Source organism: Paractinoplanes rishiriensis (genome assembly GCF_016862375.1).
GTDB lineage: Bacteria > Actinomycetota > Actinomycetes > Mycobacteriales > Micromonosporaceae > Actinoplanes > Actinoplanes rishiriensis.
On the sequence record NZ_BOMV01000016.1, the window covers coordinates 45,036 to 63,101 of the forward strand.

Annotated in this window: 18 protein-coding genes and 1 pseudogene; 6 read left to right on the plus strand and 13 right to left on the minus strand. The window is 70.1% G+C overall.

Annotated features, from left to right (window positions below):
- Positions 1 to 569: 569 nt before the first annotated feature.
- The gene (locus Ari01nite_RS10590) at positions 570 to 2,069 is read left to right on the plus strand and encodes a peroxidase family protein (RefSeq protein ID WP_203780985.1); all 1,500 of its coding nucleotides are present in this window, start codon (positions 570 to 572) and stop codon (positions 2,067 to 2,069) included.
- Positions 2,070 to 2,411: 342 nt separating this feature from the next.
- Here the strand turns inward: Ari01nite_RS10590 and Ari01nite_RS49765 are convergent.
- The 10 genes and pseudogenes from Ari01nite_RS49765 to Ari01nite_RS10640 all read right to left on the minus strand — a co-directional run.
- Positions 2,412 to 2,708 (minus strand): annotated as a pseudogene (locus Ari01nite_RS49765) (DUF427 domain-containing protein); the annotation flags it as partial.
- A gap of 107 nt (positions 2,709 to 2,815) precedes the next feature.
- Complete coding sequence (locus Ari01nite_RS10600; RefSeq protein WP_203780986.1) at positions 2,816 to 4,162, minus strand: nitrate/nitrite transporter; 1,347 nt, start codon at positions 4,160 to 4,162, stop codon at positions 2,816 to 2,818.
- Positions 4,163 to 4,459, minus strand: coding sequence for a Rieske (2Fe-2S) protein (locus tag Ari01nite_RS10605; RefSeq protein WP_203780987.1), 297 nt, complete (start codon positions 4,457 to 4,459; stop codon positions 4,163 to 4,165).
- A complete protein-coding gene (gene nirB / locus Ari01nite_RS10610; RefSeq protein WP_203780988.1) occupies positions 4,456 to 6,912 on the minus strand; it encodes a nitrite reductase large subunit NirB in 2,457 nt (818 codons plus the stop codon). Before nirB ends, Ari01nite_RS10605 begins: the two co-directional genes overlap by 4 nt.
- Positions 6,912 to 7,265, minus strand: a complete 354-nt coding sequence (locus Ari01nite_RS10615) for a molybdopterin oxidoreductase (protein ID WP_203780989.1) — start codon at positions 7,263 to 7,265, stop codon at positions 6,912 to 6,914. Before Ari01nite_RS10615 ends, nirB begins: the two co-directional genes overlap by 1 nt.
- 68 nt (positions 7,266 to 7,333) lie before the next feature.
- Positions 7,334 to 8,038 carry a sirohydrochlorin chelatase gene (locus Ari01nite_RS10620; protein ID WP_203780990.1) on the minus strand — a complete coding sequence of 235 codons (705 nt, stop codon included), beginning with the start codon at positions 8,036 to 8,038 and terminating at the stop codon, positions 7,334 to 7,336.
- Positions 8,039 to 8,098: 60 nt separating this feature from the next.
- On the minus strand, positions 8,099 to 9,202 hold the full coding sequence (locus Ari01nite_RS10625; RefSeq protein WP_203780991.1) for a uroporphyrinogen-III synthase: 1,104 nt from the start codon (positions 9,200 to 9,202) through the stop codon (positions 8,099 to 8,101).
- Positions 9,203 to 9,361: 159 nt separating this feature from the next.
- Positions 9,362 to 9,547 carry a hypothetical protein gene (locus Ari01nite_RS10630; protein WP_203780992.1) on the minus strand — a complete coding sequence of 62 codons (186 nt, stop codon included), beginning with the start codon at positions 9,545 to 9,547 and terminating at the stop codon, positions 9,362 to 9,364.
- Positions 9,547 to 9,786 carry a hypothetical protein gene (locus Ari01nite_RS10635; protein ID WP_239162643.1) on the minus strand — a complete coding sequence of 80 codons (240 nt, stop codon included), beginning with the start codon at positions 9,784 to 9,786 and terminating at the stop codon, positions 9,547 to 9,549. The genes Ari01nite_RS10630 and Ari01nite_RS10635 overlap by 1 nt, the downstream gene beginning before the upstream one ends.
- Positions 9,787 to 9,850: 64 nt before the next feature.
- On the minus strand, positions 9,851 to 10,744 hold the full coding sequence (locus Ari01nite_RS10640; protein ID WP_203780993.1) for an AurF N-oxygenase family protein: 894 nt from the start codon (positions 10,742 to 10,744) through the stop codon (positions 9,851 to 9,853).
- Positions 10,745 to 10,799: 55 nt separating this feature from the next.
- On the opposite strand from Ari01nite_RS10640, the gene Ari01nite_RS10645 reads away from it, so the two are divergent.
- Together Ari01nite_RS10645 and Ari01nite_RS10650 are read left to right on the plus strand one after the other, a co-directional pair.
- Entirely contained in the window at positions 10,800 to 11,471 is a 672-nt protein-coding gene (locus tag Ari01nite_RS10645; protein ID WP_203780994.1) for a TetR/AcrR family transcriptional regulator, read from the plus strand.
- Positions 11,461 to 11,748: a DUF4873 domain-containing protein gene (locus Ari01nite_RS10650; RefSeq protein ID WP_203780995.1), complete on the plus strand. Its 288-nt coding sequence runs from the start codon at positions 11,461 to 11,463 to the stop codon at positions 11,746 to 11,748. The genes Ari01nite_RS10645 and Ari01nite_RS10650 overlap by 11 nt, the downstream gene beginning before the upstream one ends.
- Here the strand turns inward: Ari01nite_RS10650 and Ari01nite_RS10655 are convergent.
- Positions 11,742 to 12,746, minus strand: coding sequence for an AraC family transcriptional regulator (locus Ari01nite_RS10655; protein WP_203780996.1), 1,005 nt, complete (start codon positions 12,744 to 12,746; stop codon positions 11,742 to 11,744). The two genes, Ari01nite_RS10650 and Ari01nite_RS10655, sit on opposite strands and share 7 nt — an antisense overlap.
- 70 nt (positions 12,747 to 12,816) lie before the next feature.
- Between Ari01nite_RS10655 and Ari01nite_RS10660 the strand changes: the two genes are divergently transcribed.
- From Ari01nite_RS10660 to Ari01nite_RS10670, 3 genes are read left to right on the plus strand one after another with little or no spacing between them, the layout of a single operon-like run.
- Positions 12,817 to 14,439 carry an NAD(P)-binding protein gene (locus tag Ari01nite_RS10660; protein ID WP_203780997.1) on the plus strand — a complete coding sequence of 541 codons (1,623 nt, stop codon included), beginning with the start codon at positions 12,817 to 12,819 and terminating at the stop codon, positions 14,437 to 14,439.
- 13 nt (positions 14,440 to 14,452) lie between these two features.
- Positions 14,453 to 15,283 (plus strand): SDR family NAD(P)-dependent oxidoreductase, encoded by an 831-nt coding sequence (locus Ari01nite_RS10665; protein WP_203780998.1) that lies wholly within the window; start codon positions 14,453 to 14,455, stop codon positions 15,281 to 15,283.
- Positions 15,280 to 16,107, plus strand: a complete 828-nt coding sequence (locus Ari01nite_RS10670) for an alpha/beta fold hydrolase (protein WP_203780999.1) — start codon at positions 15,280 to 15,282, stop codon at positions 16,105 to 16,107. The genes Ari01nite_RS10665 and Ari01nite_RS10670 overlap by 4 nt, the downstream gene beginning before the upstream one ends.
- 3 nt (positions 16,108 to 16,110) lie before the next feature.
- Here Ari01nite_RS10670 and Ari01nite_RS10675 read toward each other — a convergent pair whose 3' ends face one another.
- A complete protein-coding gene (locus Ari01nite_RS10675) occupies positions 16,111 to 16,908 on the minus strand; it encodes an alpha/beta hydrolase (protein WP_203781000.1) in 798 nt (265 codons plus the stop codon).
- Between the two features lie 125 nt (positions 16,909 to 17,033).
- The gene (locus tag Ari01nite_RS10680; RefSeq protein WP_203781001.1) at positions 17,034 to 17,801 is read right to left on the minus strand and encodes a 3-hydroxybutyrate dehydrogenase; all 768 of its coding nucleotides are present in this window, start codon (positions 17,799 to 17,801) and stop codon (positions 17,034 to 17,036) included.
- Positions 17,802 to 18,066 lie beyond the last annotated feature (265 nt).

An 18,066-nucleotide genomic window follows, 5' to 3' on the forward strand; every position in this document is an offset into this window, starting at 1 on the left:
CGTTACCGCCAGTGCACGGGACGTCCTCCGACCATCCTCGAAGGATGTAGCTGGCCACTCGCGGTCGGCGGACGTTTCTGACGATTTCACTAATGGCACGCCATCAGAATCTACAGAAATCCCTTGGGGCCAGTGTGCTCGCCCGATCGATCATCAAGAATCGAGCTACCTCGATGGCACTTACGTGCGAGTTCATGCAGGCACGCTCGCTACGTGGCCGAGTGGCAACGATGACCGGTAAGGACCGAGATCCCGGATAGGAGCGAGGCTGGCCACCCGTGACGTGACTGAATTGATGGCTAGGTCCCCCAGCGGCCATGAATTCATTGCGCCCTGATTCGAACTCCTTTTCCGTCACGAAAAAGCGTGTGGAAGGGCTCGCGGTCCTACGGTGCCTGCTCCCCAGGACGGAGGCTTACGAGGACATGGCAACGAGACACATTGGTGGGCACCAGGTGGAAGGCTGTCCTGGCCTCAGCCGACGGGCGCTGCTCGGGTATGGCGTTGGGGCCGGCGCGTTAGGGCTCTTCGGCGCCACCACACTTACCAGCACCAAAGCGCTCGCCTCGATGGTGCAGCAGGAGGTGGAGATTGCGGCGACCTCGCCTCAATTCTTCGGCCGGATGTTCCCGGACATGCAGCCGTTCGTGAACACGGCAGACACGATCACGCTCCAGCGTACGATCGACGCGATCCGGGACATCGGCGAGTTCACCCACGCGATGGACGCCAAGGACGTGCTCGAAAAGGGGCCGGCCGCGCTGATCGTGGACCCGGCGTTGAATCTCGTCAATCAGAACAACCCCAACCAGCCCGCGGGTATCACGTTCTTGGGGCAGTTCCTCGACCATGACCTGACCTTCGACACCACCTCGCAGTTGGCCGTCGTGACCGACCCCAACACCACCCCCAACACCCGTAACCCGGCGCTGGACCTGGACTCGGTGTACGGCGGAGGGCCGACCGTCAACCCGGAGCTGTACAACCCCGCCGATCGGGCGAAGCTGCGGATCGAGAGCGGCGGACGCTTCGAGGACCTCCCCCGCCGCGCGGACGGTACGGCGATCATCTCCGATCCGCGTAACGACGAAAATCTGGTTATCGCCGGCTTGCAGGCTGCGTTCATCCTGTTCCACAACCGGGTCGTCGACCGCGTACGCTCGCAGAATCCGGGTGCCGACGCGACCGCCGTGTTCACCCTGGCGCGGCAGCAGGTCATGTGGCACTACCAGTGGATCGTGCTTACCGAGTTCCTGCCGCTGATCATCGGGCAGGACCGGGTCAACGCGATCCGCAACGGCGGCCGGCGCTTCTTCACGCCGGCCCCCGGCCAGCATTACATGCCGGTGGAGTTCCAGGGTGCGGCGTATCGCTTCGGCCACAGCCAGGTCCGCCCGTCGTACCGGGTGAACCTGGCCGGCAACCCGGACGGCAGCGCGTTCTTCGCGATGATCTTCGACCCGGCCGGCGAGGGCCAGGCCGATCCCGTCGACATGCGCGGTGGCCGCCGGGCGCCGCGGCGCTTCATCGGCTGGCAGACGTTCTTCGACTTCGGGCCGCAGTTCACCGACCCGGGCGCGACGACTCCGGCAGTCAAGCCGAACAAGCGCATCGATACGAGAATCTCCTCGGCGCTCTTCCGGCTGCCGCTCTCCACCATCTCCAGCGGCGACCAGCCGATCGCACTGCCGGTGCGCAACATGCTGCGGGGCATCACGTGGAACCTGCCCTCCGGGCAGAACGTGGCCCGGGCGATAGGTGCGCCGGTGCTGGGCGCCGCCAACTTCCCGGAGTGGAGCCGCTACAACGTCGGCCTCGAGGCGAACACTCCACTGTGGTTCTATGTCCTCAAGGAGGCCGAGGTAATGGAGCAGGGGCTGCGCCTCGGCCCGGTCGGCGCGACCATCGTCGGCGAGGTCTTCATCGGCCTGATGCAGGTCGCTCCCGGCGGGTTCCTGCTGGAGAATCCTGGCTTCCAGCCCAACCTGCCGGCCCGCACCCCGGGCACCTTCCGCATGATCGATCTGTTGACGTTCGCACAGGTGGACCCCACCAGCCGCGGTCAGTGATCCGTAGTAACTACCTGGCGGCCCCGGCACCTTTTGATGCCGGGGCCGTGACCGCAGCGGCCCGCTGCCGGCGCAGCGTCGTTCACGTCGCCAGGTTGGAGGCTCAGGGCCGGGCATGCCCGAGTGGATGTCTGGATCGGCTGGCGACGTGCCGGGGCGCGGATGTGGACAGGCCGTTTCACCAGCCCATCGTGCCGGGGCCGCCCTTGAACGGACCGGTGATGTCGGTGGTGATCCAGCCACCGTAGAAGTCGCCTCCTGCGGCTGGACGAGCTCGCCGGCTACCCGGCATTCGTCGACCCGGCTCGGATAAAAGGCGACAGCTCCGGCGATCTCCGTGTATCCGGGTGAGGGCCGTTCGTATGACCAGCCGGCTCGTTGCACCCTGGTGGTGCCGGCGATCAGGTCCCAGTAGCTGGCGACGCCCTTGAACTCGCAGTACGAGCGGCCCTCGCCCGGCTCGAGCACCGCGTCGGCGATGCCGTCGCGGGGTACGTAGTAGACCGGTGGGTGCGAGGTTTCCAAGACCCGCCAGCAGCGGTCGCTATCGACGATCACCCGACCCGCATGCACGACCGTCACCCGGGCCCTGGTGCGCTCCGCGCGAGGCGGGCGTGGGTAGTCCCAAACCGACTCCATCAGCTCAGCCTGCCAGACCACCAGTGCACTCTCATCGTCTCCGGTGGACGCACAGCAGCCGCCGCGACGAGATCAGCCCGTCGCGGCGGCTCGAGAAAGCCTCAGTGCTAAACGTGACCGGCCGTGCGTGACCCCGGCCGCAGATAAACCGCCCAGGTGATCACCACACAAAGCGCATAGAAGGCAATAAACGCCAGGTAAGCCGCGTCCGCGCTCTTAGTCTCCAGGAACGACTGCCGGAACGCCAGATTCACCAGCACCCCGCCAACCGCCCCGATAGCCCCCGCGATCCCGATCACAGCCCCCGAGATGCGGCGTGCCGTGAGCTCGTCAGACGCGTACTTGGTCCGGAAGATGGCCGGGATCATCTTGTAGGTCGACCCGTTCCCGACCCCGCTGAGCATGAACAGTGCGATGAACCCCACGATGTAGAGCGGCAACGACCGCTGCTGCGCCGCGATCAACACGATCGATGCCCCGACCGCCATCGCGATGAAGTTCACGAACGTGACCTTGGCACCTCCGAGGCGGTCCGCGAGGGCGCCCCCGAGCGGCCGGATCAACGACCCCAGCAACGGCCCGAGGAACGTCAGATAAGCGGCCTTGATCGGGGTGCTGAACTGCTCGGCGAACTGCACCTGGAGCACCTGGCCGAAAGCGAAACCAAAGCCGATGAAGGACCCGAACGTGCCGATGTACAACACCGACATGATCCAGGTGTGGCCCTCCCGGGCGGCGTCGCGCATCGCGTGCTTCTCGTTGCGGGCCTGGGAGAGGTTGTCCATGTAGAGCGCCGAGCAGACCGCGGCGAGCACGATCAGCGGGATGTAGATGCCGGCCACCAGGCCGGGGCTGGCGGCGCCGAAGAAGGCCAGCACGAACAGGCCGACCAGCTGCACCGCGGCCACGCCCAGGTTGCCGCCGCCGGCGTTGATGCCGAGCGCCCAGCCCTTGAGCCGGTTGGGGTAGAACGCGTTGATGTTGGTCATCGAGGAGGCGAAGTTGCCGCCGCCGACGCCGGCCAGCGCGGCCAGGACCAGCAGCGTCGAGAACTCCACCCCGGGCTTGATCAGGAACGCCGCGGTGACGCTGGGGACCAGCAGCATGGCGGCGCTGAACACCGTCCAGTTGCGGCCGCCGAACCGGGCCACGGCGAGGCTGTACGGGATCCGCAGTGCCGCGCCGAGCAGCGTCGGGACCGCGGTGAGCAGGAACTTCTGCGCCGGGTCGAGGCCGTACTGCGGTCCCAGGAACAGCACCATGACCGACCACAGCGACCACACCGAGAAGCCGATGTGCTCGGACAGGATCGAGAAGATCAGGTTGCGCCGGGCGATCGGCGCGCCGGTGGTGTTCCAGAAATCCGGGTCCTCGGGTCGCCAGTCGTCGATCCAGTGGCCCCGCACGGAGACAGTGGCCGTCGGTCGGGGCGGAGCGGGCAGCGTAGCGGTCATCTAGAGCTCCAGCAGAATCTGGTCGTTGTCGACGCGGACCGGGTAGGTGGCGACGGGGGGAAGGCCGCTGCGCGAGCAGCCGGTGGTGAGGTCCCAGGCGTACAGGTGCAGCGGGCAGACCACCTGCTGGAGGTCGATCTGGCCGTCGGCCAGCGGGCCGCCCTGGTGCGGGCAGACCGCGGAGAGGGCGCGCACCGAGCCGTCCCGCAGCCGGAAGACGGCCACCATGTCGCCGTCGATCGCGTAGGTGCGGCCCTCGCCCAGCGGGATGTCGTGGATGGACCCGAGCGGCGTCATGCGCGCACCGGAACCTGGGGCAGCACGGTCAGCGGCAGCGATGTCCGGAACTGACCAGGGGTAGCGGGCACGGCGCGCTCCTTCCACGGATCGCGGTAGGCGGCCACGGAGGCGTCCATGGCGGCGTCCAGTGCGGCGGCGATGCCGTCGGCGTCGTCGACCACCACGGCCCGGATCCGGTCGATGCCGACGCGCGGCACCCAGGCATAGGTGCGCTCCAGCCAGTTGCCGTTCTCCCGGTAGTACTGCAGGAACCGGCCGGTCAGCGTGATCACTTCTTCGGCGGTGTCCACGGTGGCGAGCAGGTCGCCCTTGCGCACGTGCGCTCCGGCCGCCCCGCCGACGTAGATCTCCCACCTGCCACCGTCAATGGCGACAACCCCAAGATCTTTCACGTACGCCTCGGCGCAGTTGCGCGGGCAGCCGGTGACCGCGAGCTTCATCTTCCCGGGGCCCTCGATGCCCTGGTACCGCTCCTCGATCGCGATGCCGAGCGCCGTCGAGTCGCCGACCCCGAACCGGCAGAAGTCCGATCCGACGCACGTCTTCACGGTGCGGAAACTCTTCGCGTACGCGTAACCGGACGGCATGTCGAGATCCGCCCAGATCTGCGGCAGCTTCTCCTTGGGGATGCCGAGCAGGTCGATGCGCTGGCCGCCGGTCAGCTTAACCATCGGCACGCCGTGCTTCTCGGCCACCTCGGCGATCCGCTTGAGCTGGGCCGGCGTGGTGACGCCGCCCTTCATCTGGGGCACCACCGAGAACGTGCCGTCGCGCTGGATGTTGGCGTGCACCCGGTCGTTGATGTACCGGGCGTCGCGCTCGTCCACGTAGTCGTCGCCCCACATCATCTTGAGCAGCGAGGCGAGACCCATCTTGCTCTTGGCGTCCTCCGCACCGCCCAGGGTGGCGAAGACCGAGGAAACAGACCTGAGGTCGTACGTGCGAATCGCCGTCATCAGCTCCGGCTTGGGCATCGGTACGCCGGGCACGTAGTACGACGCGGCCGGGTCCTCCTCGACCTCGCCGCCCGCGGCCCACTCGACGATCCGCTGCACCAGCCCCTTGCAGGTGCCGCAGCCCTTGCCGGCCCGGGTCTTGTCCATCACGCCGGTGACGGTCTTGCAGCCGGACTCCACGGTCGAGCAGATGGTGCCCTTGCTGACTCCGTTGCAGTTGCAGACCTGGTCGTCGTCGGCCATCTCGGCGACGCTCACCTCGCCGGCCGGCCCGCCCAGGTCGAACAGCAGCTCGGCGCGGTCCTCGGGCAGCTCCGACTTGCGGTCGAACGCCTGCATCAGGGTCTGTGCCTTGCGCGCGTCGCCGACCAGGGTGGCCCCGACCAGCACGCCGTCCCGGATGATGACGTTCTTGTAGATGCCCTTCTTCGGCTCGGCGAACTCGAGCAGTTCGTCGTCCTCGCGCTCGGGGTTCAGCAGCCCCATCGAGGCCACGTCGACGCCGGCCACCTTGAGCTTGGTGGCGACCTGCGAGCCGTGGTATGCGGCGCCGGGGTTGCTGCCGCAGAGGTGGTCGGCCAGCACCTTGGCCTGGTCCCACAGCGGCGCCACCAGGCCGTAGACCTGGTCGCGGTGCTGGGCGCACTCGCCGACCACGTAGATGTCGTCCTCGTCCTGGGCGCGCATCTGGTCGTCCACCACGATGCCGCGCTGGACGACCAGGCCCGAGTCCGCCGCCACCTGGGTGTTGGGACGGATGCCGGCGGCCACCACCACCACGTCGCACTCGATGTGCCGGCCGTCGGCGAGCTTCACGCCGGTCACGGCGTGCTTGCCGGTGATCTCGGTGGTCATCGCGTCGCAGACCACCTCGATGCCGAGCTTCTGCTCGACGGTGCTCTGCAGGGTCTTGGCGGCCCGGACATTGAGCTGCCGCTCCATCAGGTGGCCAACGGCGTGCACGAGGGTCACGTGCGGCATGTGGTTCTGCAGGCCGCGGGCGGCCTCGAGGCCGAGCAGGCCGCCGCCGATGACGACCGCGCGCTGGTGCTCCTTCGCGTACCGGATCATGGCGCGGGTGTCGTCGAGCGTGCGGAAGACGAAAACGCCCTGGTGGTAGCCGCGGCCGGGCACATGCGCACCCTTGATGGGTGGGACGAAGGCAGAGCTGCCGGTCGCGATGATCAGCTTGTCGTACGGGGTGGCGGTGCCGTCGGTGGCGTACACCATCTTCGCGAACCGGTCGATGCGCTCGATCCGGATGCCCGCGTGCAACATGATGCCGTTGTCGGCGTACCAGGAAAGGTCGTTGAGAAAGATCCCGGACTCGTCCTCCACCCCGGCCAGGACGTTGGACAGCATGATCCGGTTGTAGTTGCCGTACGGCTCGTCGCCGAACATCGTGATCTCGAAGTCGCCGTTGCGGGCGAGGATCTCCTCGACCGTGCGGGCGCCGGCCATGCCGTTGCCGATGACCACCAGACGTTGTTTCATCAGACCTCCACCAGGCCAAGGTCGACGATCACGGTTCCGGTCAGCCCGGCCGGCGCGGCGAGCCACAGCTCGACCGAGGTGCCGGCGTCGAGGTCCTCGAGCACGCGCAGCGACACGTGGACGTCGCCGCGGGCGCCGATCGGGAAGTACCGCATGGGTTTCCCGTCGCGCACGAGGACCGCGCAGACGAGTTCGGCGGCCGCGTTGCCGCCCCGGAAGTAGACGGCCTGTGCGGACACCCCGTCGGGCACCACATAGGCCAGTTCGGGGCCGAGCGGTGCCGGCCGGTCGAGGCCCTTGCCCTCGAAGGGGAAGACGCCTTGCAGGAAGCGGGGTGTCGAATGCGCCGTCACACCGCGGATATTTCCGGGTGATTGTTTAGCGGCGGGACCGTCGCGGTTGCGCGAACGTTCGGAAAACCCTACATGCCGGCCGGGGCGGATGTGAGGAGCGCGGACTCGTATCGGCGCAGCACCAGACCGGCCACCGCGGGGTCCAGACAGAGCGGCGGGGTGACCGTGTCGGCGCCGGCCCGGTGCAGCGTGCGGTAGAACAAACCGTCCGCGAGCAGGTACGCGGCGATCGCGATCCGCCGGGCTCCACGCCGCCGCAGATCGGCCACCACATCGGCCACCCGCGACTCCGCGCCGGCCGCGTAGGCGACGTGCGCCCCGCCGGGAATGCGAGCGGCGAGCGCGTGCACACTTTCCCGCCACGCCGGATCCGACGATCCGGCGGCGGCCAGAACCACTGCATCGGCTTCATCGGGTTTTGCCTTCTGTTCTCCGCCGCGGGCAGGCGCAGCCAGGTGCCGGGTCAGGCTTTCCAGGAGTACGTCGTCCGGGCCGAGTGGCGCGGTCACCGGTATCCCGGTGCCGCGCACCGCGTCGCCGATGTCCACGCGTACGTGATAACCGGCGGAGAGCAGCAGCGGGACCACGACGGCGTCGCGGACGCCGGGCACCACCGCGCCGATCCGGGGCTGCTGCACGTCGGCGTAGGACAGCCGCACGTCGAGGTCGGGCCGGCGCCGGGCGACCGCGGCGCACAGGTCGCGGATCTGCCGCTGGCCGGCCGCCGAACGGGTGCCGTGGGCGACCGCGAGCAGGGTGGGGCGAGGGTTCATGCGCTGCCCTTTCATGGTGGGCGGACGGCGGGCGCGCGCGGACCGGGCGGCGGCGGCCGGTCAGGCGGCGGGTTCGTCGACGCGCAGCCGGTAGCCGCGCTTGATGACGGTCTCGATGTGCCGGCCGGAGCCGAGCGCGGTGCGCAGCCGGGCCACCGCCACGTCGACCGCGTGGCCGTCGTTGCCTCGCGGCAGGGCGGCGATCAGCTGGTCCTTGGAGACCACCGCGCCGGGCTTGGCGGCCAGCGCGGTGAGGATCGACATGGCGGCCGGCGCCAGCGTGTGCGGGACCTCGTCGATCAGCACGGCGTGCCCGCGCAGCTCGAGCGTGCCGCCGGCGACCCGCAGCCGCACCGCCCGGCGGGGCAGTTCGTCGGCGATCGTCTTGATCAGCGCGCCGAGGCGGTACCGCTCGGGCATCACCACCGGCACGTCCCGGGCGGCGAGCGGCGCGGCGGTGACCGGCCCCACGCAGGCGGCCAGCGTGCCGGAGCGGAACCGGTCCAGCACCCAGCCCTCGGACTCGCCGGCCAGCTGCAGGAACGACTTGACCGCGGGCGCACTGGTGAACGCGACCGCGTCGACCTGCCCCGCAACGATCTGCTCGACCAGGCGGCGCACCGGCCCGGTGTCCGGCGGCGGCACCCAGCGGTAGACCGGCACCTCGTCCACGGCCGCGCCGGCCGCGCGCAGGGCGGCCACGAACTCGGTCTGCGGCTCGCCGTGCTCCTGCACCACGATCCGGAGTCCCGTGATGCCCTCGGCCAGCAGCCGTTCCAGAATCTCCTCGGTGGCCTCGGTCTTGGCCGCCCACTCCTCGCTGAGCCCCGCGGCCCGGATGGCACCGCACGGCTTGGGCCCACGGGCGATCAGCCGGGCCCGCCCGAGCACCGCACGCAGGTCGTCGCCGAGCCCCCAGTTCTCGGCCGCCTCGAGCCAGCCGCGAAATCCGAACCCGGTGGTCGCGATCACCAGATCGGGTTGCAGCCCGATGCAGGCCGCGGTGGCCGCGTGCAGGGCATCGTCGTCGGCGAGCGGAACAATGCTGATAGCGGACGCGGTGAGCACCCGAGCCCCCCGCCGGTGCAGCAGGGCAGTCATCTCATCCCGGCGCCGCTCGGCGGTGACCGCAACGGTGAACCCCGTCAGCACACCTTCGATCATCCGCTCCCTCTCCCGCCCGTTCCCCCCGCAAGCCTCGCTACCTGCGGTTACGCGGACGTCGAGCCAGCGTTTCCACGGCGTCAACGCGATGTCACAAAATAGGCAAGATCATTGTGAGCCCCACCGCCGCGTACCGCCGCGCCCTCCCAGCGCCGCTAATTAGTCTCCGGCGTCCTCGACTATTTTGCGGAGCTGGGCGTGCAGCCGGAACACCTCGAGCCGGCCGTCCAGGAACCCGATCCGGTAGTCGGCGCCGGTGCCCGGGTCGGCGGCGCGCTGCTGGTCGCGGCGGCTGGCCAGGCCGTCGGCGCGGCCGTTGGCGTAGGCCAGCAGGGCGTCCTCCATCAGGGCGCCTCCCCCAGAGCTTTGCGGACCGCGGCGATCAGCGCCGCCTCGAACGCGGCGACCTGCCCGTCGACCAGCCCGACCAGGTAGTCGGGGCCGGTGGCGGGGCTCTCCGCGAGCGCCGCGTCGCGCCGGCCGGCCAGGCCGTCGGCGTGACCCGAACCGTAGGCGTGCAGGGCGTCGTCCATCGCGCCAATCTGCCACGCGGCATCCGGACCGCCCACCCGCCAACCGGGCACCTGGAAATCCTCAAGTAGGAGGTCAAGCCCGCGATCAGCCAGAGTTGGGCCGCCTTTCCGCGGGTCAGGCCGGGGCGGTCAGCAGGCCCGATCGACGCCACAACGGCGCCCCGGGTCCCTTGATCAGGTCGAGATCCTCGAGGTAGGCCACCACCCGCTCGCCCGACCAGCGCAGCGTTTCGCGGAAGTGCGGGTTCGTCCACGCCGCCTTCCGGCCCGCCTCCGGGTCGATGCCGACCGAGCGGTACACCGCGGGGTGGATCAGCCGCCGGCCGCACAGGTAGGCTGCCCGGCCGATCACCAGCTTGTCGAAGGCCAGGCGGCCCTTGCCGGCCGCTCGGACCTGCCGGGCCAGTTCCTCGCGGGCGTACCGGACATGCCTTGCCTCTTCGACGACGTGGATCCGGGAGACCATCCGCACCAGGGGCTGCACCTGTTCGTGGGCCATCGCCTCGCGCTGCAGGGTGTCCAGGATCTCCTCGCAGATCAGGATGGCCGCGAACATCCGCGGGCCGGTGCCGGTGGCGGCGATCCACTTGCCGAGGAACTCGTTGACGCCGTCGGGGCGGTACACCGGGGTGCCCAGTTTGTCGATCATGCGGCCGAACATCACCGAGTGCCGGCACTCGTCGGCCACCTCGGTCAGCGCGTACTGCGCATGCGACGCGGTCGGGTCCTGCCGGTAGTAGTCGCGCAGCAGCAACTGCATGAGGATCGTCTCGAACCAGATGCCCAGGCCCGCGATGCTGGCCGCCTCGTGCCGGGTCAGCGTGATCCGCTGCTCCTCGGTGAGCGACTCCCACAGCACGGTGCCGTAGAGGCTGGACCGGTGCGGCGGCACGAAGTACAGATCCGGCGCGAGCGGCGCCTCCCAGTCGATCTCGACCACCGGGTCGTACGAGTGCTCGGCGGAAGAGCGCAGGAGCCGGGTGGCGGTGCGTTCCCGTTCGGTCGTCATCGGGAGCCCTCCAGAAAACTTGACGTTACCCGAGGTAACAGTTACCTCTAGTACTATGAATCGCGAGACCGACGGGCGCAAGGGTCGCTGGGCCGGCCACCGTGAGCAGCGTCGATCCGAGCTGACCGCGGCGGCCATCGAGGCGATCCGCGAGCTCGGCCCCGAGGTGGGCATGGACGCCATCGCGGCGCACGCCGGGGTGAGCAAGCCGGTGCTCTACCGCTACTTCGCCGACAAGTCCGAGCTGTGGCTCGCGGTCGGGCAGGAGGCGGCCGGCATGGTGCTCGACGCGATCGTCCCGGCCGTTGCCAACGTCCGCGAGGAGCGCGCGGTGATCGCCGCGGCCATCGACGCGTACCTGGCCCACATCGAGGCCGACACCAACCTGTACCGGTTCGTGGTGCACCAGCCCGACGTCACCCGGCACCGCGACGTGGTGGCCGACGTGGTCGACACGGTCGCCAGCGGCCTGGCCCGGATCCTCGGTGACCGGCTGCGGGCGCGCGGGCTCGACTCGGGGGCCGCGACCCCGTGGGCGTACGGCGTCGTGGGTTATGTGCAGTCGGTCGGTGACTGGTGGCTGCGCCGGCAACAGCCGATCAGCCGCGAGGCGCTCGGCGAATACCTCACCACTTTCCTGTGGGGCGGGGTGGCCGGCATCCGGCACGCCGCCGACATCCCCGGCGGCCTGGCCGCCTACCAGGAGGAGACCCAATATGGCGGATGAGGAGGAATACCGCGGCCCGGCCACGGTGCGCGTCGGCGAGGCCGATCTCCCGGTCGAGGTCCGGCTGTCGGCCCACTTCGAGCCGCTCGAGGGCCGGTTCCGCTGGGCCGGCCGCACCACCCCCGATCAGGTTCTTCGCGAACGGGTGAGCGGCGGCCTGCGGGAGGCGACGCTGACGATCCCGGGCTCAGAAAAGCAGAAGGTCCGGCTCAGCGAACCCGACCCGTGGGGTGGCGTCCGGCTCTCCGGCATCGGCAAGCCGCCGTGGTTTCAGTAACCGCGCCGCAGCTCACGCGGGCTGAGACCGTACCAGCGCCGCACCGCCCGGCTGAGCGCCGACTGCTCGGCCAGCCCGACCATCGCGGTGATCTGGCTGAACGGCAGTTCGGTCCCGGTGATCAGCCGGTGCGCGGCCTGCCGGCGCACGTCGTCCAGGATGGCGTCGAACGACGTGCTCTCCTCCGCCAGCCGCCGTTGCAGCGTGCGCGGGTGCAGCCCCAGCGAGCGCCCGACCGCGGCGATCCCGGCCGGCGCCGAGCCGAGCGACTGGGTGAGCAGCAGGCGCACCCGCTCGGCCAGGGTCCGCTCGGGCACCGGGTAGTGGCTGCGCATGTAGTCGAGGGCCACCTCGCGCAGCACCCGGTTGCCGCCGGCCACCCGGGCCTCGGTGAGCGCCGCCGGCACCCGGAGCACCGCCGCATCCTGGCCGAACCGGACGTCCGCGCCGAAGAACTCGGTGTACCGGGCCACCGGCACCAGCGGCCGGTGCGGCAGGTGCACCGAGCGCAGCCCGTACCGGCCGCCGCCGAGCAGCACGATGATCCGGTGCAGCAGGCCGAGGCCGTTGTCGGCGATCTGCGGCGGCAGCGGGTTCAGCTCGGTGCTGCCGTAACGCAGCCCGACCACGCCCGGGCGTCCGGACGGGTCGGCGACCTGGGCCACGGTCAGCACCGGCGAGTGCACGAACAGGAACCGGGTGGCGCAGTCCAGCGCGTCGCCGAGGGTGGCCGAGTTCTCGATCGCGATGGCCAGCGGCCCGAGGATCGCGATGTCCTGCCGGGCCGCCAGCCGCAGGCCCAGGTCCGGGCAGTCCAGCTCGGCCGCGGCCACCTCGAGCACCCGGCCCGCGGACAGCGACGAGATCACCGCGTCGTCCGAGTCCGGAGCGGCCGGCTCGATGCCGAACCGGGCCAGCATCGGAGCACCGGAGCCGCCCAGCTCGTCGATCAGACCGCGGAGTCCGCGCAGCCCGGCGGCCCGCACCATCGCACCCATGTCGCGGAAGGATAAATCAGTGTCGCGTATGGGCAAGTCTGTAACGGGCGTCGATGACGACACTGGCGCCATGGCCGAACACTTCGACGTGCTCATCATCGGCGCCGGCCTGTCCGGGATCGGCGCGGCGTGGCGGCTGCAGGAACGGCTGCCCGGAAAGACGTACGCGATCCTCGAGGCCCGCGACGCGATCGGCGGCACCTGGGACCTGTTCCGCTATCCCGGCGTGCGCTCGGACTCGGACATGTTCACGCTCAGCTACCCGTTCCGGCCCTGGCGCGACCCCCAGTCGATCGCCCCCGGCGACAAGATCCGCCGTTACGTCGAGGACACCGCGGCCGAGGCCGGCATCACCCGGCACATCCGCTTCGGCGCCCGGGTCGAGACGGCCGACTGGTCCTCGGCGACCTGCTTGTGGACCGTCCGGCTGACCAACGGCACAAAGATCACCACCAATTTCCTGTACGCCTGCGCGGGGTACTACGACTACGCGGCGGGATACCAGCCCGACTTCCCCGGGTTGTCCTACTTCACCGGCCAACTCGTGCACCCGCAGTTCTGGCCGGAGGACCTGGACTACACCGGCCGGCGCGTCGTGGTGATCGGCAGCGGCGCCACTGCGGTCACGCTCGTGCCCGCGATGGCCACGGACGCCGCGCACGTGACCATGCTGCAGCGCTCCCCCACCTACATGACCACACTCCCGGAGCGGGACATCATCGCGTACGGACTGGCCAAGGTCCTGCCCGCGGTTGTCGCGAGCCGCCTGGCGCGCGCCAAGAACATCCTGCTCACCCAGGGCTTCTACCAGCTGGCGAGGCGCCGCCCCGGTCTGGTGCGGCGCGCACTGCGAGCGCTGGCGGTCCGCGGGATCGGCGATGCCGCGTACGTGGACACGCATTTCAAGCCTCTGTACGAGCCTTGGGACCAGCGCCTCTGCGTGATCCCCGACGGCGACCTCTACACCGCGATCCGCGCCGGCCGCGCCTCGGTGGTGACCGACCACATCGACGCGTTCGTGCCCGAGGGCATCCGCCTGCGGTCCGGCCGCGTCCTGGACGCCGACGTGGTGGTCTCGGCCACCGGCCTGTCGCTGATCCCAGTCGGCGGCATCCAGGTGCGGCTCGACGGCACCCCGGTAGACATCGGCGCGCACACGGCATACCGCGGCCTGATGCTCGACGGGGTGCCCAACTTCGCCTATTGCGTCGGTTATGTGAACGCCTCCTGGACGCTCCGCGCCGACCTGGTCAATCGGTACATCTGCCGCCTGCTCGACCACATGGACCGGCACGGCTGGGCGGTGGCGGTCCCGGAAACCCCCGGTGGCCAGGGCCGTCCGCTGCTCGATCTCTCTTCCGGGTACGTGCAGCGAGCCCTCGACAAGTTCCCCCGCCAGGGCGACCGAGACCCGTGGCTGATCCACCAGAACTACCTGCGCGACGCGCTGACGTCCCCCCGAGCCGACGTGACCCGCGACATGACCTTCGCGCACGCCCCGGCCCCCACGCCGCCCGCGTCCTCCACCCACCCGGCGCCGTCCACACACCCGGCGCCCTCCACACACCCGGCGCCCTCCACACACCCGGCGCCCTCCACACACCCGGCGCCCTCCACACACCCGGCGCCCTCGCCGCGCACCTCGCCCTCCGCGCCGGCTGGTCCGCCGCCCCTTTCCCCTCCCCTCCGATAAAGGATATTTCCGCATGAATCCCTATAAGTTTTCCGGGCGGACGGCCGTCCTCACCGGGGCCGCCAGCGGTATCGGTGAGCATCTCGCCTATGACCTGGCGGCGCGCGGGAGTGACCTGCTGCTGGTCGATGTGGATGCGGCGCGGCTCACCGCGGTGGCGGACCGGATCGGGCGGGTCCATCCGGGGCGGACGGTCAACGCGATCGTGGCGGATCTGGCGGACCGGTCGGTGGTGGAGCGGCTGGGCAGCCGGATCGGCAGCGAGCACCCGGCGATCGGACTGCTGGTCAACAACGCCGGTATCGCGCTGGGCGGGCGGTTCGACCAGGTCACGGTGGCCGAGTTCGAGACCGTGATGAACGTGAACTTCCGGGCGCCGATGCTGCTCACGCACGCGCTGCTGCCGTCGCTCAAGGCCAGTCCGGGCAGCCACCTGGTGAACGTGTCCAGCCTGTTCGGACTGATCGCGCCGGCCGGGCAGAGCGCGTACTCGGCCAGCAAGTTCGCGCTGCGCGGGCTCAGCCAGGTGCTCCAGGCGGAACTCGCGGACGACGGCATCGGCGTGACCACCGTGCACCCGGGCGGCATCCGGACCAGGATCGCCGAGAACGCCCGCGTCGGCAGTGGCGTGCCCGAGGCGGACATCGAGCCGAACCGCCGGATATTCGACCGCCTTCTCACGTACCCCCCTGACAAAGCGGCCCGGCAGATCCTGGACGGCGTCGCCAAGCGCAAGCCAAGGGTCCTGATCGCGGCAAGCGCGAAAGCGCCGGATCTGATGGCGCGGATGTTCCCGGTGGCGCACGCACGCCTGGTGCGCGCGGCGGTCGGGGGCACGCGATGAAATATGTGGACGTACGGGGCGCGCGCATCCGCTACCACGAGACCGGCGACGAGGCCGCACCGCCGGTGGTCCTGCTGCACGGCATCGGCCGCAGCCTGGAGGACTGGTCGGCCCAGCACCCGCTGCTCGAGGACACGCACCGGGTGATCAGCATCGACCTGCCCGGCTTCGGCCTGAGCCAGCGCCTGCCCGAACCCACCACGCTGCCGTTGCTGGCCGACGCCGCGTGGGCCACCCTGGACGCGCTGGGCGAGAAGCGACCCGTGCATCTGATGGGCAACAGCATGGGTGGGGCCGTCTCGATGCGGATGCTGGCCGACGAACCCGGCCGGGTGGCCACCATGACGCTGGTGAGCAGCGCCGGCTTCGGCAAGGAGGTGACGTTCGCGCTGCGGATGCTGGCCGTGCCCGGCCTGGGCAAGCCGCTGCTGGGCCGCATCGACCGCCGCACGGCGCCGCGGGTGGAGCGCACGCTGTTCGCCTCGAGGGCCATGGTCACGCCGGAACGCGTCGCGATGGCCATCAAGATCGCGCGACAGCCCGACTTCATCGCCTGCTACCTCGAGATCGCGCGGGCACTGGGCGGCCTGCGAGGCGTGGCGGCCGGGTGGCGGGGCGAGTTGCTGCCGCTGGTGGCGGACTGCGCGAAGCCGACGCTGCTGGTCTGGGGGGATCGCGACCGGATCCTGCCGGCGACGCATCTGGCGGCGGCGCGGGCGGCGCTGCCGTCGGCGCAGTGGCACATATTTCCCCGGACGGGGCATATGCCGCAGATCGAGAGGCCGGAGGAGTTCGCGGCGCTGGTGCGGCCGTTGTTGGCGTGACCGCTAAGCCACGATGCGGGTGGCGACTCGCTCGGCGCCGGCGCCCAGCAGGATCGTGTAGTGGTTGACGTCGGGGATCAGCTCGGCGTCGACCGCGGCCAGTTGGTCCTTGGCGTAGAGGCCGGTGTCCTCGTCCTGGAGGCCGCGCGGAGCCCAGAGCAAGGGATAGCCGTACGCCGCGGGCGCGCTCAGCATGTCCCGGGCGTCGGCGCGGATCGCGTCGATGTTGCAGGTCGAGCCGGTGCCGGTGTAGTCGCGCAGCACGTAGGCTTCGATGTCCGGTGACCAGTAGCGGCCGAGCGCGGGGTTCGAGCGGAAGTACGCCAGGTAGTCCCGAAATTTCGGAAATTTCATGTTTAAGCGTTGCATAGCGGGACCGATCGTGGCCTGCAGGGCGGTGTCCACATCCATGCCCGGCGGCACGGCCAGCGGAATCCCGCCGTCCACAAGAAGGACCGAGTCCACTCGCTCCGGATGGCGCGCCGCAGTCTCGGTAACGACGAAGCCACCCATCGAATGCCCGACGAGCCTGGCCGAGCGCTCCCCGAAATGGTCGATGACGGCGATCAGGTCGGCGGCGTGCCGGGCCATCCCGAACGGTCCGGGCAGCGCCGCACTGCCGGCCCGCCCGCGCAGATCGGGGGCGGCCAGCCGGACCCGGCCGTGCAAAGCCCGGGCTACCGCGGCCCAGGACAGTGCGTTCGCGGTGATTCCATGGGCAGCGACGACCAGGGGGCCGTCGCCCGGCCAGAGCAGAACCCGCAGCGGTCCGCCGGCCACCGGGATGTCGATCTCCTCCATAACGGCAGCGTAGGTATCCGGGAGCGGCCTGCCCAAGGGATCCGCTGCATACTCGCGGCGGCGATCGGTCGCGCGGGCCGGCCGGCACCCCGAGCACCTTGACCCGCGGCGGCAACCGGGGCATCTCAGTGCGCCGTCCATCCGCCGTCGATGGTTACCGATGCCCCGGTGATCAGTGCGGCCGGCGGGGTGAGCAGATACGCGAGCAGCTCAGCCACCTCGGCCGGCTCGATCAGCTTCTTGATCGCGGCGCGGTCCAGCATGATCTTCTCGATCACCTCGGACTCCGGGATCCCGTGGATCGCGGCCTGATCGGCGATCTGCTTGTCGACCAGTGGCGTGCGCACGAACGCCGGGCAGATGCAGTTCGAGGTGACGCCGTACCCGGCACCCTCCAGCGCGGTGACCTTCGACAGACCTTCAAGAGCATGCTTCGCAGAGACGTACGCTGATTTGAACGGCGACGCGAGCAGCCCGTGCACCGACGAGATGTTCACGATACGGCCCCAGCCGCGCTCGTACATGTGCGGCAGCACCCGCTTGATCAGCCGGAACGGTGCCGTCACCAAAACGGCCTGGAGCTGGGCGAACCGGTCGTCCGGAAACTCGTGCACCGGCGCGACCACCTGCAGCCCGGCGTTGTTGACCAGCACGTCCACCGCGCCCGGCAACTCCGCGAACACGTCCGGGTCGGCAAGGTCGGCGACGACGGCCCGGCCGCCGATCGCCGACGCCACCCGCTCGACGGATTCCCGGTCCCGGTCGACCGCGACGACCGCGGCCCCGGCGGCGGCGAGGCGTTCGGCACAGGCTAGCCCGATGCCGCTGCCCGCGCCGGTGACCAGGGCGGTCCGCCCCGACAGATCCAGGTCGACCACATGCGCCGTCGTCATGGTCGTGAACTTACGAGGGTTCGAGGCGGCGCGCACATGTGTTGGCCCCACACACGGGGTGTCGTAATCATGTGCGGCCGTATCATGTGCTGCCGCGCCCGACCCTGCCACCACAGCGACCGTCCGCCGACATGTCGCCGAGCGCCTGCACCCTCCGGCCCCGGCGCTGGCCTCCGCCACCCACCGATATATCGCCGTGCGGCACCCTCCCCTCCGCAACCGCGCCCGACGGCCGCCGACATATCGCTGTGCGGCACCCTCCGCC